The organism is Micrococcaceae bacterium Sec5.7 (genome assembly GCA_039636785.1).
In the GTDB taxonomy this organism is placed as follows: Bacteria; Actinomycetota; Actinomycetes; order Actinomycetales; family Micrococcaceae; genus Arthrobacter.
On sequence record CP144169.1, the window covers coordinates 3,446,551 to 3,462,499 of the forward strand.

Annotated in this window: 11 protein-coding genes; 10 read left to right on the plus strand and 1 reads right to left on the minus strand. The window is 62.9% G+C overall.

The genetic code is table 11. The annotated features are described in order from the left end of the window. The first annotated feature begins 197 nt into the window (after nucleotides 1-197). The 7 genes from V3C33_16500 to V3C33_16530 all read left to right on the plus strand — a co-directional run bounded on the left by V3C33_16500 (nucleotide 198) and on the right by V3C33_16530 (nucleotide 10,929). The gene (locus tag V3C33_16500; GenBank protein ID XAS67040.1) at nucleotides 198-2,174 is read left to right on the plus strand and encodes an amino acid transporter; all 1,977 of its coding nucleotides are present in this window, start codon (nucleotides 198-200) and stop codon (nucleotides 2,172-2,174) included. A 211-nt stretch (nucleotides 2,175-2,385) separates the two neighbouring features. Continuing rightward, a complete protein-coding gene (locus tag V3C33_16505) occupies nucleotides 2,386-3,015 on the plus strand; it encodes a hypothetical protein (protein ID XAS67041.1) in 630 nt (209 codons plus the stop codon). 94 nt (nucleotides 3,016-3,109) lie between these two features. Further along, the gene (locus V3C33_16510; protein ID XAS67042.1) at nucleotides 3,110-5,773 is read left to right on the plus strand and encodes an ATP-binding protein; all 2,664 of its coding nucleotides are present in this window, start codon (nucleotides 3,110-3,112) and stop codon (nucleotides 5,771-5,773) included. Further along, nucleotides 5,770-6,444, plus strand: coding sequence for a response regulator (locus tag V3C33_16515; protein ID XAS67043.1), 675 nt, complete (start codon nucleotides 5,770-5,772; stop codon nucleotides 6,442-6,444). The genes V3C33_16510 and V3C33_16515 overlap by 4 nt, the downstream gene beginning before the upstream one ends. Before the next feature lie 896 nt (nucleotides 6,445-7,340). Continuing rightward, entirely contained in the window at nucleotides 7,341-8,714 is a 1,374-nt protein-coding gene (locus tag V3C33_16520; protein ID XAS67044.1) for a uracil-xanthine permease family protein, read from the plus strand. Continuing rightward, a complete protein-coding gene (locus V3C33_16525; protein ID XAS67045.1) occupies nucleotides 8,711-10,141 on the plus strand; it encodes an amidohydrolase family protein in 1,431 nt (476 codons plus the stop codon). Before V3C33_16520 ends, V3C33_16525 begins: the two co-directional genes overlap by 4 nt. A 77-nt stretch (nucleotides 10,142-10,218) precedes the next feature. Then, entirely contained in the window at nucleotides 10,219-10,929 is a 711-nt protein-coding gene (locus V3C33_16530) for a sulfite exporter TauE/SafE family protein (GenBank protein XAS67046.1), read from the plus strand. Nucleotides 10,930-10,934: 5 nt separating this feature from the next. Here V3C33_16530 and V3C33_16535 read toward each other — a convergent pair whose 3' ends face one another. Then, nucleotides 10,935-11,735, minus strand: a complete 801-nt coding sequence (locus V3C33_16535; protein ID XAS67047.1) for a substrate-binding domain-containing protein — start codon at nucleotides 11,733-11,735, stop codon at nucleotides 10,935-10,937. 543 nt (nucleotides 11,736-12,278) lie between these two features. On the opposite strand from V3C33_16535, the gene V3C33_16540 reads away from it, so the two are divergent. From V3C33_16540 to gcl, 3 genes are all read left to right on the plus strand, one after another. Next, a complete protein-coding gene (locus tag V3C33_16540) occupies nucleotides 12,279-13,079 on the plus strand; it encodes a TIM barrel protein (protein ID XAS67048.1) in 801 nt (266 codons plus the stop codon). 59 nt (nucleotides 13,080-13,138) lie between these two features. Further along, the gene (locus V3C33_16545) at nucleotides 13,139-14,017 is read left to right on the plus strand and encodes a 2-hydroxy-3-oxopropionate reductase (protein ID XAS67049.1); all 879 of its coding nucleotides are present in this window, start codon (nucleotides 13,139-13,141) and stop codon (nucleotides 14,015-14,017) included. A 152-nt stretch (nucleotides 14,018-14,169) separates the two neighbouring features. Then, nucleotides 14,170-15,948, plus strand: a complete 1,779-nt coding sequence (gene gcl / locus V3C33_16550) for a glyoxylate carboligase (GenBank protein XAS67050.1) — start codon at nucleotides 14,170-14,172, stop codon at nucleotides 15,946-15,948. Nucleotide 15,949 lies beyond the last annotated feature (1 nt).

Sequence of the window (15,949 nt, forward strand, 5' to 3'; positions counted from 1 at the left end):
ACCCATGTCCCCTCAAACATGAGCCACCGGCCACATCAGGGAAGTCTCAGCCGCGACTATGGGCGCCACTGATGTGTCGAGGAACACAGCGGGCGTTAAGGATTCGTCAAGATCGCCCTTAATCCGGTCCGGCGACTGAGGCACAGTGCTATGTTCGGCGTTGATCGCGGTGCGGTGCGCCGCGCGGAAAGGCATTGATGACTACGTTGAGCAGGCCGCCGGCAGACCCGTCGGCACCGAAGCCCGGGGGCAAGGCGGCTCTGAAGAGCTGGCTGCTGTTCGGGCTGCAGGACAGCAAGGGCTCCCATCAGGGTCCGGGCGGAGTGCTGGCGTCGCACCAGAGGAAGCACTCCTGGTGGCGGGTCATGTGCCTGACCGGCGTGGACTACTTCTCCACCCTGGGCTATCAGCCGGCGATTGCCGCCCTGGCGGCCGGGGTGATCTCCCCGCTGGCCACACTGGTGCTGGTGGCCGTCACGCTGCTCGGCGCCCTGCCCGTCTACCGCCGGGTTGCCGGGGAAAGCCACCGCGGCGAGGGGTCGATCGCCATGCTCGAGCGGCTGCTGCCGCGCTGGGGCGGCAAGCTCTTCGTCCTGGTCCTGTTGGGCTTCGCCGCGACGGACTTCATGATCACCATGACGCTGTCGGCCGCGGACGCCACCGCGCATGTGATCCAGAACCCGATCGCCCCCGGCTGGCTGCAGGGGCAGAACGTGCTCGTCACGCTCATCCTGCTTGCGCTGCTGGCCGCGGTGTTCCTTCGGGGGTTCAAGGAAGCCATCGGTGTTGCCGTCGTCCTGGTTGCACTTTATCTGGGCCTGAACGTCGTGGTGGTGGCCGTGACGCTCTTCGAGGTATTCACCCAGCCTGTTGCCGTGGGTGACTGGTGGCAGGCTCTGTCCACTTCGCACGGGAACCCGTTCATGGTGATCGGCATCGCCTTGCTGGTCTTCCCCAAACTGGCGCTGGGCCTGTCCGGGTTCGAGACCGGCGTAGCCGTCATGCCCCAGATCCAAGGTGACGAAGACGACACCGAGGACAATCCGGCAGGCCGGATCAGGGGCGCCCGCAGGCTGCTGACCACGGCCGCCGTCATCATGAGTGCCTTCCTGATCACCACCAGCTTCATCACCGTCGTCCTGATCCCGGAGCAGGAATTCCAGCCCGGCGGCCAGGCCAACGGCCGTGCCCTGGCCTTCCTCGCCCACGAGTACCTGGGGGTCGGGTTCGGCTCGGTGTATGACATCAGCACCATCGCCATCCTGTGGTTCGCCGGCGCCTCCGCCATGGCCGGGCTGCTGAACCTGGTCCCCAGGTACCTGCCCAGGTACGGCATGGCCCCGGGATGGGCCAAGGCCGTCCGTCCCCTGGTGCTCGTGTTCACCCTGATCGGGTTTCTGATCACCTACCTCTTCAACGCCGACGTCGACGCCCAGGGCGGCGCCTACGCCACCGGCGTCCTCGTGCTGATGACGTCGGCCGCGGTGGCCGTGACGCTTTCGGCCCGCCGCCGGAAACAACGCAAACGCACCGTGGGATTCGGCACAATCGCGGTGGTGTTCATCTACACGACGATCGCCAACATCTTCGAGCGTCCTGAAGGCATCCGGATCGCCGCGGTGTTCATTCTGGGCATCATCGTGATCTCGCTGCTTTCCCGGGTCCGGCGCTCCTTCGAACTGCACGCCACCCGCGTCCACCTGGACCGGCAGGCGCTGGAATTCATGTCCTCCAACCTCACCGGGCCCATCGGGATCATCTCCCACGAGCCCCTTCGGCTGACCGCCGAAGCGTACCGGGACAAGCTCACGTCCGCGATCGAAGTCAGCCACCTGCCCATCGACTACCAGGCGCTGTTCCTGGAAGTGATCGTGGACGATTCCTCCGACTTCGAAACAGAACTCGAAGTACGCGGCGTGATCCGCCACGGATACCAGATCCTGGAAGTCCACGGCCCGGTCGTGCCGAACACCATCGCTTCGGTGCTCCTGCACATCCGTGACGTGACGGGGCTGATGCCGCACATCTACTTCCGCTGGACGGAGGGAAACCCGGTAGTCAATCTCCTGCGTTTCCTGTTCCTGGGCGAAGGCGAAATCGCCCCCGTCACCCGCGAAGTGCTGCGCGAAGCCGAACCTGACGTCACGAGACGCCCCTGGGTCCACGTTGGCTGACGATGGACACCCGCTTCCGCCGCTCCATGAAAGGGTCTTCCGTCTGTCCCCGTCAGGATCCCGTTAAGATCGGCGCCCGGCCCGTAAGGGTTGCGTTAAGAAGCCGTTCCCGGCGCCGTTTGCGGCGTCTACTCATGGTGTGGCCAGAAGGGCTACCACCACAGTGAAGGGGCAGAGCGCTCCGTGGTCTGCGACCGGAAAAGGGAATCGCATGTGGATGATGCATTGGATCACGTCGATGGTACCGACGGCAGCAGGGTTGCCGGATTCGGATAATGCTGGTGCCGGCCGGCGCCCCGGAGTGGACCTCGATTTCGTCACGGTGGACGGCGGGACGTTCGAGTACGCGCCTTCGGCCACTTCGGCGGCCCGGAGCTTCGAATACTCCGGACAGGCGGAGTGCATCGTTGACCGGCGCGGCAATAACTACCCGCTGCTGGCTGATGAGCGCGGAAGGATCATGCTTGGACCCACCCTGGGGGCAGCGGATCTGGTCTGGCTTCGACGTGCCTGGAACGACGCCCAGCGGGAACAGCCCCGAAACTATCCACTCGTAAGGGCGATGCCGGCCACCGACGCCGGCTTCCTGGACTCGCTCTTCGAGGTGCTCGCAGCGACGGCGGGTGGCCCGGGTACCTGGGTCCTGCATCTGGGCCGCCGGGACTACCATGTGGAAAGCCTCCTCGAAGTCAGTGCCCTGCTGCTCAAAGAAAAAGACTTGTCGGACGCGGTTGTCGACGATCCCTTCGGACATTCTTACCGGCCAGCCCGTCTCAGCCGGGGTCGGCTGGCGCTCACGGAACGCCATGTTGTGGTGTACCGGGAAACCGGTCCCGCCTAGCCGGCCCGGTCTGCGTTCACGTGACTACCCTGAACCTGGACGTGGCCGCCGCGAAAAGTTAGCCCCCCACGCCGAACCCTGAAAGGATCAGCACATGGGACGCGGAACATTGCGGATTTTTCTGGGGGCCGCCCCCGGAGTCGGAAAGACCTTCGACATGCTTGAAGAAGCGCACCGGCTGCTTTCCGTGGGCGAAGACGTCGTTGTCGGCTTCGCCATGCACCATGGCCGGCCTGAGACCAGGGCCCTGCTGGCCGGCTTGGCGATTATCCCTCCGAAGATCCTCAGCCACCGTGGATCGGACGTGGAGGAGATGGACATTGACGCCGTCCTGAGCCGCCGACCGGCAACCGCGGTGGTCGATGAATTCGCCCATTCCAATGTCCCGGGCAGCCGTAACCTGAAGCGGTGGCAGGACATCGAGGAGCTGCTCGCGGCCGGAATCCATGTCCTCTCCACCGTCGACATCCAGCATCTGGCCTCCCTCGGGGACGTCGTCAGCGCCATCACCGAAGTCGAGCAGGCTGAAACCGTCCCGGATGAGGTGGTGCGGCGGGCCGATCAGATTGAACTGGTCGACATCACGCCTGAACTCCTGCGCCAGCGCCTGGGCGCAGGAAAAGTGTACGCACACGACAAGATCGATGCCGCTCTGGCGAATTACTTCCGCGTGGGAAACCTCACGGCCCTTCGGGAACTGGCCCTGCTCTGGCTCGCCGACCGGGTCGACGAGGGATTGTCCCGGTACCGTGCCGCACAGGGCATAAGCACCAGCTGGCCGGCCCGGGAAAGGGTAATCGTCGGGCTCACTGGCGGCCCTGAAGGCGAACTGCTCATCCGCCGGGCCGCCCGCATCCTCACCCGTGTCAGCGGCGGTGACCTGTTGGCACTGCACGTGCGCCCCTCCCACGGAGTACTTGAAGAATCCCCTGTGGCGCTGGAGGCGCAAAAGAGACTCATTACGGACCTTGGCGGCAGCTACCATGTCGTCGCCGGAGATGACCCGGCCGAGTCACTGCTGGAGTTCGCCCGCAGCGTCAACGCCACCCAGATCGTGCTGGGAGTCTCCCGCCGCCACGGCCTGGGCAGGATCATCACCGGGGTCGGGTCAAAAGTGGTCCGCGGCTCCGGCGACATCGACGTGCACATGGTTTCCCATTCCGCGAGCACCCGCAGCACAGGGACGGCCCGTCACCGTGATCTGAGCAGGCGCAGAATCGTCCTCGGCCTGCTGCTCGCGGGCCTGCTGCCGGCTCTGCTGCAGCTGGTGTTGAACATGCAGCCGGGGCTGAGCCTGACCACCGGGGCTCTGCTCCAGCTCACCGGGGCCGTTGCGGTGGCGCTGATCGGCGGGCTCACGCCGGCGATAGTGGCGGCCCTGTGGTCCAGCCTGCTGCTGAACTACTTCATGACCGAACCCACAGGAACGCTCATCATTCATGACCCGGACACCGTTGTGTCGCTCATCGTCTTCACTACTGTTTCGGCCGTGGTTGCGGTGATCGTGGACGTATCCGCCCGGCGGGCCAAGGAGGCCGCGCGCGCCCGGGCCGAGGCCACCACCCTGAGCGAACTGACCCGGATCGCAATTGCCTCGGAGGAGTCGCTCCAACCCCTCCTCGAACAGGCCAGAGAGGTCTTCCAGGTCCAGAGCGCGGCCCTGTTCACCCGGGCCAGCGACGAGGAGCGTATCACGCAAGGGAGCACCGGTCCCGGGACCAGCACACCCGCCCCATGGCGGCTCGCCGCAGGAGCAGGCCTGCCTCTGCCGTCATCTCCTTCCGAGGCGGAGAGCGTTGAAGACATCGATGCCGACACGGCCCTGGCGCTGTCGGGCCGGACGCTATCGGCCGCCGACCGCCGCCTCCTCGCGGCCTTCGGCGCCCAAGTGACCGCGATCCAGGCCCGGCAGCAGCTGGTCACCAGCAACCGCGACAACCTCCGCCTGGTCGAAGGCAACAAGATGCGCACGTCGATTCTCCGCGCGGTCTCCCACGACCTGCGCACGCCGCTGGCAGGCATCAAACTCGCCGTGAGCAGCCTTCGACAACGGCAGGTACGGTTCAGTTCGGCGGATCGGCAGGAACTGCTGGCAACCATTGAAAACTACTCCGACCGGCTCGACCATCTGGTGGGAAACCTGCTGGACATGTCCCGTATCACCAGCGACTCCGTCACCCCCCTCCTTCAACCGGTCCGCTGGCGCGATGTGCTTCCCGCAGCGCTTCAGGGCACTCCCGGTGACCTTGTCCGCGTCGACCTGCCCGCCAACATGCCTCCCATTGACGCGGATCCGGGCATGCTGGAACGGGTCATCGCCAACGTAGCCGAAAATGCCGTCAAATACGCCCCCGCATCGGACATCGTGATCGTCGGCGCGGCAGGAGGCGCAGGGGATGCCACCATCGACGGACAGCCCGCCAGCGAGCTCCGCATCATCGACCACGGGCAGGGCGTCGGCCCCGAAAAGATCATGTCCATGTTCAGACCCTTCCAGCGTTTCAACGACAACCCCTCCTCCACAGGCATCGGCCTCGGCCTGGCCGTAGCCAAAGGGTTCACCGAAGCCATGGCAGGGACCCTCACCGCGGAACAAACCCCGGGAGGAGGCCTGACCGTGGTCATCCGGCTGCCCCTGTCCGCCGGGGCCGAGTTTCCTGCGCCCACTGGCGCCGCCGCCGCAGAACCTCGGCCCAGGATCATGCAACATTTCACATCCGGACCTTCGCCCTCCCGATCGAAGGAGCCCCGGCAATGAGCACCGTCCTGATCGTTGATGACGAGCGCCCGCTGCTGCGCGCACTTCAGATCAACTTCCGCGCGCACGGTTACACGGCACTCACCGCAGACGACGGGGCATCAGCCCTGAGAACCGCGGCCCGCAGCCCCGTGGACATCATCATTCTGGATCTCGGCCTGCCGGACATGGACGGCATGGACGTCATCCGCGGCCTACGGGGCTGGACCCAGACCCCGATCATCGTCCTGTCCGCCCGGCACACCTCACAGGAAAAAGTCGAAGCGCTCGACGCCGGGGCCAACGACTACGTCACCAAGCCGTTCATGATCGACGAACTCCTCGCCCGCGTCAGGGCTGTTTCGCGCCACTCCGGCCAAGACCGTGAAGCACCAGCCGTCGAAACCGCACATTTCACTGTCGACCTCGCCAACAGGTTGGTCCGCCGCGGAACAGAGAATGTCCGGCTCACGCCCACAGAATGGAACATCCTGGAACTCCTTGCCCGCAGCCCAGGCCGGCTCATCAGCCAACAGGAAATCCTGGTACACGTCTGGGGAAGCGCCTACGCCGGCGAAACCCAGTACCTTCGCGTCTATATGGCTCAACTGCGGCGAAAACTCGAACCCGACCCGGCCAACCCCGCACACTTGATCACCGAACCCGGAAGGGGATACCGCTTCGAACGGTGAATCACCTGTAGCCGTACCGACGTGAGAAAAGCGCGCTGAGGTAGCTGATCGCCGCGGAGATTCCGGCGTAGCCCACGGCTCCGACGGCCGTGGGCAGTGAAGGGTGTCAGCCGACGTGGACACCGGGCCGGCGGTCGGGGTCAGGGTCGTGTTCGCGGATGATTTCGCGGACCACGGGCGTCCAAAACGATCTCCCTCATGCCAGCCATTTGGACCCTGTCGCCGCCGGCCGCGGCGAACGAGATCCGGAGCGATAGAACCGGCAGGGACCGGTGGAGCTGGTCGCGGAGCGCGAGAATTATTCAGGGCTCGTCGCCCACCCGAGGTATGAATATCAACGCAACCCCACCGGTGTTCAGCAGTCAGCGGTCCCGCCGAAGGCTCCTCAAAGGACCGCAGAAACCTGTCCCGCAAGCCGGTCCCCCGCCGACAGACCCAAGGGTGAGAACTCGGCAGAGGCCGCTTCGGCCGTTTGCACGGCCTGGATGACCAGCCCGGTGAACCGACCGGTGAGTGAACCATACACGGGACACTGCTACGTTCCTGAACCGCTCGTCGGCCAGCGATATTCGCCCCGAGGGACCGCCCGCATTGCAGGCGGAAATCCAGAAGATTATCGGCCTGGTTTTGAAGACGCCGGATACTGACCAGCTGATAGTCACATCCGGGATTCACGGTTGCCTATTGACACCAGGGGTGATCCACGTCATAGACTACCAAAACGATTTGGGACGAGTTACAAGCGACTCTCGAGCGGGCTAGAAAGAGCACTTTCCTGGCGGATCCGTCGACAACTCGGTTGTCCGATTCCACAAAGATCACGGCGGCCCCAGCATCCTGACACATCTTTTAGGTGTCCATAGATAACAGACCAATCTTGAGAGAAGTCACGCACTATGGAACGTACGAATCTTCACCCTGTAGACGAGGTTCCACCCCTTCGGCGGCTCGTGCCGTTGGGCTTGCAGCACGTCATGGTCATGGTCGCAACGCCCCTGTCCACAGTTTTTCTCGTCAGTCAGACGCTCGGGCTGTCAGAATCCCTCACAACCAATTTGCTCAGCGCCACATTCATCCTCTCCGGACTGGGCACCCTGCTGCAGTCCTTCGGACCCTGGAAGATGGGTGCGAGACTCCCCTTCGTCATGCTCCCGGGAGGTGCACCCATCATCATGTTCCTGATGATTGCGCAGGAACACGGGCTTCAAATGGCCTCCGGTGCCGTGATTCTTACCGGTGTCTTCTATTTCCTAATACTGCCGTTGTTCACACGGTTGTTGCGGTTCTTCCCTACGGTCGTGATCGGAACGATGATCGTAGTCATCGGAGTGAATCTGGTGAAGGTCTCGGCGTTTCTCATCACGGGCCAGCCCGGGACCGCTAACTTCGGACGTCTCGACAACCTCGCGCTCGGGGTCGCCACAATTGGTCTCATAGCGCTTTTCTACCGCGTTATGCCTAAAAACTTGCGACAAGTGGCCGTGCTGCTAGGTATGTTGGCGGGCACCATCATCGCTACTATTACAGGCTTGGCGGACTTTGCCGGCCTGGGAGAAGGCAGCATCGTCGCCTTCCCGCAGTTCCTACCCTTTGGCCCTCCGGAGTTTGATCTTCTCGCATCGCTGCCTTTGCTGATTTTCAGCATCGCCTCAATGGCCGAAGCTACCGGGCAAACGGTACTTAATGGCGAAGTTGTTGGCAAGAAAATTGTCGCCGAACGAGACGCGCCGAAGACCATCCGAGGCGACGCCCTTATGTCCTTTGTGGGTGGACTGTTCGGAACCTCACTTATTGTCACGAGCGGTGAGAACATTGGCATAGTAAAAGCGACCGGAGTCCGCTCTCGTTTCGTCACCGTCGGTGCAGGCATTATCCTCATCCTCATTGGCCTGCTTGCCCCCCTGGGCCGATTAATGGCGGGCATACCCTCACCGGTTGTCGGCGCCACAGCAGTCATTGTTTTCTCCATCATCATCGCCATGGGCTTCCAGATGCTGCGCCGAGTGGACTTCAACGATCACGGCAATATGATGATCGCCGCAGTCGCGCTTTCCGCGGGTCTAATGCCGATACTCGTACCAGGCATGTACGACCAGTTGCCGCCAAACGCACGCATTTTACTGGGCAGTGGCGTGGCGATGACCGCATTCGTCGGCGTAATCATGAACATTCTCTTCCGGCACCTGGGCAAGCGCCCAGCAGTCTCAGAAAAAACAGCTGAAATTGAAGTGGCACCGGAAGTTGAGAACCAAGCGAAAGGCACCCTGTGAATACCCCTGTAACGCCTAATCAACTGAGCGGCGCAGCAATGCTACTGCTGCCGGAATTACTTCTATTGCCGGCTGGCCCGGTTCGCGACTACGGAGTAGTCGTGGCGGACGGAGTCTTCCGTCAGGTCGGTCCCGCATCCACCCTTATCGCCGATAACCCGACGCTCTCGCCGGTCCATTTACGACATCACTTGCTGATGCCCGGCTTTGTCGACACGCATCACCATTTGACTCAGAGTTTCGGAAAATCGATGGTCTGTGGCGAACCTTCTGAGATTTTCCGCCGGTTATGGGTGCCACTAGAGCAGCACCTGGATGATGAATCAATCTATATAGCGTCGAAGTTGGCCGCCCTTGAATCCTTGCGCGGCGGCTTCACGACCGTTTGCGATGCGGGAACGCGTGCCAACGTCGATGTTGCCACCGTCGCCGCTGCCACCCAGGATGCCGGGTTGCGCTGTGTGCTCGGCTACATATGCAACGACATCGCCCCTGACGGATCAATGATTGATCATGTGACCATCATGCGCGCTGCCGAGCGCCATCTGGGACGTTGGAGTCCAGACTCTCTGGTACACCCCTCGCTTGCGGTGTCAATCCCGGAAGCGGCCAGTGCAGACGTGTTGCGATATACGTCCCGCCTCGCCGCAGAGGCGAATGCCGTGTATCAGGTCCATCTCAACGAGCATCTGGCATCAGTGGAACGATCCATCGAACGCTGTGGGATGCGGCCCCTGGAATATATGCACTCGGTCGGGGCACTCGGCCCCCAGACTCTGGCCGCACATGCGACACTGCTGACCCCGTATGAGCTACGCCTTCTGGAAGAGACTGACAGTGCCGTGAGCTACAACCCCGTCGCCAGCGCATGGAAGGGTAACGCCGTCGCACCGGCTTTGCATTTTGCCGAAAGGCAGATCCGATTTGGCATCGGCACCGACGGAACCAGGAGTGATGCATTCAGGCTGCTGGACATCGCCGAGTTGGCCCAGCGATTGGCCTTTGGCCTTCAGACCGGTGATTCGTCCTGTGGAGGTGGCTGGACGTGGCTTCACCATGCCACGCGGGGTGGCGCAGAAGCCGCGGGCCTCGGGGATATCACGGGAGAAATCTCAGCAGGCAAAGCTGCTGACTTCCTTGTCCTGGACTGGTCGGTCCCTGAGCTGCAGCCGTCCTGGGACCCCACTTGGGAAGTCGTCCGATATGCGAACCGGGACCAAATTATTGCCGTTGTCGTCGGGGGTAAGTTGCGGCTCTGGGAGGGCTGGCCCCTGGATTGGGATGCTCGCGCCTTCATTCAAGAGGCCAAGGAGGTCGCACACCGGGTTATGGCACAGGCACCGGTTAAACGCCTGCACCCGACCGCTACAGAACATCAAATGCTCCGGCAACGAAGCAGGATGGACATTGCGAGTGGCGTCAGCTGATTCACCGCTGAGCACTCAACCCCCGGTCCGGCCTGCTTTCACCGATTTAACGCAAAGATCTCGAACAAAGGAACCACTTGAGCACGGAAGTATTCGTAATAGTAGCCGTTGCCGTCGCCATCGCATCCTTGGTCCAGGGCAGTACAGGAATGGGCTTCGCTCTAATCGTGGCTCCAGTCGTCGGACTCTTTGAACCCCAGCTACTTCCGGTCTTGCTCCTCGTTCTCATGCTGCCGCTCAACGCATATGTTGTTTGGCGAGAACGTCATGCGCTCGATTTTCGTGGGGCCGGCTGGATCACGATTGGTCGTGTAGCAGGCACCGCTGGTGGCTTCTGGGTGCTAGTGGCAGTTCCAGCATCAGGATTGAGTCTGCTCATCGGGGGATCCACAATTCTTGCCGCGCTCGTGTCTCTAATCGTGCCAGCCTTCAAAGCAAACCGCAGTGCGCTGCTCACGGTAGGTACCATCACCGGAATCACCGAGACAGCGACAGGTATTGGTGGCCCTCCCCTGGTACTGGCCTACCAGCATCGACCTGCGCCGGTGCTCCGTTCAACTGTTGCGTTCTGCTTTTTGCTAGGCGAGCTCATGTCACTCGGACTGCTCGCGGCGACAAACAATGTCCATCCGGAGCAATTCCAGATGGCGCTGTATCTCCTGCCAGCGCTCGTTGTCGGTGCGCTGACGAGTGCTGCGGTCCACCACCGTCTCGGAGGGAAACGCATGCGGACCATCGTACTTAGCTTCGCGCTGGTTTCAGGGGTTGTTGTTTTGTTGCAGGGATGAAGGGCTCAGAGGCTTACGGACGAGGCGCGCGGTACCAGCTCTGGTGGTGGACCAAGCACCACCTGTCGCGAGCGATCGCCGTTTCGGTGCTCCAGGAGCAGATCAACAGCAAGCTCAGCGGCCACAGCCAGGTTCAGGTTGACGGCGGTCAGAGCAGGCTGACATGTCTGTGCCCTTAGGCCGTTGTAGCGGGTGACGACCCTGACGTCTTCCGGTACTCTACGGCCCCTCTCCTGAAGACCTCGGACCACGCCAACAGCGAACGCATCCACCAATGCACAGACACCGTCAACGTTGGGATGCGATTCCAGCAGGGCGAGGACGGCCTGATATCCGCCGTCCTCGCCCTCATGCTCGTCCAAACGGATTATTAGGGATTCAAGCTGGTTTTGCGATACAAAATCCGAATAGGCCTCAGCTACGTCCAGATATGAGTGGCGCTTCGCCGAACCGATGAACAGAGCTATTGCCCTTGCCCCTTGCTCATAAAGGTGGTCCAGTAGTAGCTTTCCAGTGACATAGGACTGCATGTCAATGTACGGAACCTCAGTTTCAGCTCCCGGTTGCCGGCCCAAGCTCACCACGGGAACTCCAAGAGCTCTCAACCGGGCCGTAGCCGGATCATTCTCCTCCGGTTCCACAACGATCGCACCATCAATATCGAACTGATCCAGTTCCAGTTGCGTCTCCAAAGGTGGCACTAAGATCATTGCAAACCCGCGCATTAGAGCTGTTTCTGCCGCAGATGCTGCCACTTCCATGAAGAAGCCCAGTTTGGACGGCCCGGCGGCGATCGATGCAGGCATCGACGCAACGAGACCGACTGTCTGGGCACTACCACCGCGAAGACGCTGGGCTCGGAGATTTGGGCGATAGCCAAGTTCTCGCGCCACGGTCTGAACCCTCGCCTTGGTCCGTGAATCGACGTAGCCACGGTCATTTAGGGCGTGCGAAACCGTCGTCGCGGATACAGCTGCTTCTCGCGCGACGTCGTTAATCGTGGGACGTTTTCCTTCACGCAATTATTCCTCCGACGCCGAGCTCCAGTGCTCGAACATTACCACTTGGCCGTCAGATGGGCCTGAAGTCGAACCCGGAGTACAGGTACCTCCGCGGTTAGTACTGACGCGGCCTCTACGTCCACTCAGAACCTGCTGCTCTTGTCGTCGAAGCACTTGCTGTTCAGATACCTCATGTTCACACGTCAACCAACAAAGTGGTTGACGGCCCTGCCCTCCCCGCCTTACACTTTTCATACAGCAGAATATAACTTCCACAATACGAAATAACTCAGGAAGCCAAGGCTGCTAAGCAAAGACACCACCACCGGACCCGCAAGGATTTAGACAATGACGTACACAGTGAACTGCTCCATCCTGCTGACGGAACTGCCGCTCCTGGAGCGCCCCGCCGCAGCGAAGGCTGCCGGCTTTGACGCCGTCGAATTCTGGTGGCCCTTCGACACCTCCGTCCCCACAGACGCTCAGACCAACGAGTTCGAGCGCGCCATCAGCGACGCCGGCGTCCAGCTCACCGGCCTGAACTTCAACGCCGGCAACATGCCCGGCGGCGACCGCGGCCTGGTCTCCTGGCCCGCCCGCTCCACAGAATTCCAGGACAACATCGACGTGGTCGCGGGCATCGGCGAACGCCTCGGCTGCAAGGCCTTCAACGCCCTCTACGGCAACCGCACGGACGACGCATCGGCCGAGGAACAGGACGCCGTCGGCGCCGAGAACCTCGCCAAGGCAGCAGCAGGCGTTGCCCGCATCGGCGGTACAGTCCTCCTGGAACCCGTCAGCGGCGCCCCCAAGTACCCGCTCCTCACGGCGGCAGACGCCCTCAGGGTGATCGCCCGCGTCAAGGAGGAATCCGGCGCGGAGAACGTCAAGCTCCTTGCGGACTTCTACCACCTGGCAGTCAACGGGGATGACGTCGCCGCCGTCATCGAAAACCATGCCAAGGACTTCGGCCACATCCAGATCGCCGACAACCCCGGCCGCGGGGCTCCCGGAACCGGCGAGCTTCCCCTCGGCCAATGGATCGCCCGCAGCCGCGAACTCGGCTACGACGGCTACATCGGCCTCGAATACAAGGAACCGGCGGCAACCGCCTTCGCCTGGGCCATCCGCCAGCGCGTCTCCAACTAAGCCACTCAGCTACATAGCCCACTCGCACCAAAACCAACAGACATCAGTAAGGAACCAACATGAGCAACATTGCAGTCATCGGACTCGGAATCATGGGCCTGCCCATGGCCATCAACCTGGTCAAGGCCGGCCACACCGTCACCGGTTTCAACCTCAACCAGGCCGCGATCGACAAGCTCATCGCCGAGGGCGGCCAGGGCGCCACCAGCATCGCTGACGCAGCCAAGGGCGCCGACATCATCATCACCATGGTGCCGGACTCCCCCGACGTCGAAGGCGCAGTCAGCGGCCCGGACGGCCTCTTCGCCAACGCCAAGCAGGGCGCCCTCTGGATCGACGCCAGCAGCATCCGCCCGGACGTAGCCAAGCGCCTGGCCGACGACGCCAGGGCAGCCGGCATCCGCGCCCTTGACGCCCCGGTTTCCGGCGGCGAGCAGGGCGCCATCGACGGCGTACTCTCCATCATGGTGGGCGGCGAGGCATCCGATTTCGAGGCGGCCGAGGACATCCTCAACGCGGTCGGCAAGACCGTTGTCCACGTTGGCCCGTCCGGCTCCGGCCAGACCGTCAAGGCAGCCAACCAGCTGATCGTGGCCGTCAACATCCAGGTCCTCGGCGAAGCAATCGCCTTCCTCGAGGCCTACGGCGTGGACATGGACGCAGCCCTCAAGGTCCTGGGCGGCGGCCTTGCCGGCTCCAAGGTCCTGGACCAGAAGGGCCAGAAGATGCTGGACCGCAACTTCGACCCCGGCTTCCGCCTGGCCCTGCACCACAAGGACATGGGCATCGTCACCTCCGCTGCCCGCGAAGCCAAGGTCACCATCCCCCTCGGCGCCGTCGTCGCACAGCTCGTCGCCGCCACCGTCAACCAGGGCGACGGCGGACTGGACCACTCCGGACTCTTCAAGCAGGTCCTCCAGCTTTCCGGCCGCAGCTAGGTTTCGACAGGCTCAACCACCGGGCCGACACCAGAATTCAAAAGGGAACAGCCGGCGTCGTACATTACGACGCCGGCTTCCCCGAACGCACCCAACTTCAGCCCCAGCCGCCACAGCCGGGCACCAAAAAACAGACTTTCAAGGAGCACACAATGACGAAGATGCGTACCGTAGACGCAGCAGTCGCCATCCTGGAAAAGGAGGGCGCCACCGAGGCGTTCGGCCTGCCAGGCGCGGCGATCAACCCGTTCTACTCGGCAATGAGGGCCCACGGCGGCATCCGCCACACGCTGGCCCGCCACGTAGAAGGCGCCAGCCACATGGCCGACGGCTACTCCCGCGCCGCGGACGGCAACATCGGCATCTGCATCGGCACCTCCGGCCCCGCCGGCACGGACATGATCACCGGCCTGTACGCCGCCTGGGCGGATTCCATCCCCATGCTCTGCATCACCGGCCAGGCCCCCGTGGCCAAGCTGCACAAGGAAGACTTCCAGGCCGTGGACATCGAGTCCATCGCCAAGCCCGTCACCAAGATGGCCATGACCGTCCTGGAACCGGGCCAGGTTCCGGGCGCCTTCCAGAAGGCGTTCCAGCTGATGCGCTCCGGCCGCCCCGGCCCGGTGCTGCTGGACCTGCCCATCGATGTTCAGATGGCCGAGATCGAGTTCGACATCGACACCTACGAGCCCCTGGCCGTGGAGAAGCCCCGCGCCAGCCGCAAGCAGCTGGAAAAGGCCCTGGACATGCTCACCGCTGCCACCCACCCGCTGATCGTGGCCGGCGGCGGCATCATCAACGCCGGCGCCTCCGCGCAGCTGGTTGAACTGGCCGAACTGCTCAACGTTCCGGTCATCCCCACCCTGATGGGCTGGGGCGCCATCGCGGACGACCACCCGCTGATGGCCGGCATGGTGGGTCTGCAGACCTCGCACCGCTATGGCAACGAGACCATGCTGGCCTCGGACTTCGTCATCGGCATCGGCAACCGCTGGGCCAACCGCCACACCGGCGGCCTGGACACCTACACGGCCGGCCGCAAGTTCGTGCACATCGACATCGAGCCCACCCAGATCGGCCGCGTGTTTTCCCCGGACCTGGGCATCGCCTCCGACGCCGGCGCGGCGCTGGACGGCTTGCTGGAACTGGCGCGTGAGCGCAAGGCCGCCGGCTCCCTGCCGGACTACTCCGGCTGGGTTGCCGAGTGTGCCGAGCGCAAGGGCACCATGCACCGCAAGACGCACTTCGAGAACATCCCCATCAAGCCGCAGCGCGTGTACGAGGAAATGAACCGCTCCTTCGGCAAGGACACCATCTACGTGTCCACCATCGGCCTGTCCCAGATCGCCGGCGCGCAGATGCTGCACGTCTTCGGCCCGCGTAAATGGATCAACGCCGGCCAGGCCGGTCCCCTGGGCTGGACCGCCCCGGCCGCCCTGGGCGTGGTCCGCGGCAAGCCGGACGAGACCGTTGTTGCGCTGTCCGGTGACTACGATTTCCAGTTCATGATCGAGGAACTGGCCGTGGGCGCGCAGTTCAACCTGCCGTACATCCACGTGGTGGTGAACAACTCCTACCTGGGCCTGATCCGCCAGTCCCAGCGCGGCTTCAACATGGAACAGAACGTGTCCCTGGCGTTCGACAACATCAACTCCCCCGAGACCAACGGCTACGGCGTGGACCACGTCAAGGTGGCCGAAGGCCTGGGCTGCAAGGCCATCCGCGTGGAGGACCCCAATGATCTGGGTGCTGCGTTCGACAAGGCCAAGGCGATGATGGGCGAGTTCCAGGTTCCGGTAGTGGTTGAAGTGATCCTGGAAAAGATCACCAACATCTCCATGGGCCTGGAAATCAACGCTGTGAACGAGTTCGAGGACCTGGCCGAGACCCGCGAGGACGCCCCCACGGCCATCCTGGGACTGCAGGCCTAAT

Excerpts from the sequence above, each read along its gene's own strand:
- V3C33_16505 (XAS67041.1), top strand. The coding sequence starts at position 2,386 with ATGTGGATGATGCATTGGATCACGTCGATGGTACCGACGGCAGCAGGG.
- V3C33_16500 (XAS67040.1), top strand. The coding sequence starts at position 198 with ATGACTACGTTGAGCAGGCCGCCGGCAGACCCGTCGGCACCGAAGCCC.
- V3C33_16515 (XAS67043.1), top strand. The coding sequence starts at position 5,770 with ATGAGCACCGTCCTGATCGTTGATGACGAGCGCCCGCTGCTGCGCGCA.
- gcl (XAS67050.1), top strand. The coding sequence starts at position 14,170 with ATGACGAAGATGCGTACCGTAGACGCAGCAGTCGCCATCCTGGAAAAG.
- V3C33_16540 (XAS67048.1), top strand. The coding sequence starts at position 12,279 with ATGACGTACACAGTGAACTGCTCCATCCTGCTGACGGAACTGCCGCTC.
- V3C33_16520 (XAS67044.1), top strand. The coding sequence starts at position 7,341 with ATGGAACGTACGAATCTTCACCCTGTAGACGAGGTTCCACCCCTTCGG.
- V3C33_16510 (XAS67042.1), top strand. The coding sequence starts at position 3,110 with ATGGGACGCGGAACATTGCGGATTTTTCTGGGGGCCGCCCCCGGAGTC.
- V3C33_16535 (XAS67047.1), bottom strand. The coding sequence starts at position 11,735 with ATGCCTGCATCGATCGCCGCCGGGCCGTCCAAACTGGGCTTCTTCATG.
- V3C33_16545 (XAS67049.1), top strand. The coding sequence starts at position 13,139 with ATGAGCAACATTGCAGTCATCGGACTCGGAATCATGGGCCTGCCCATG.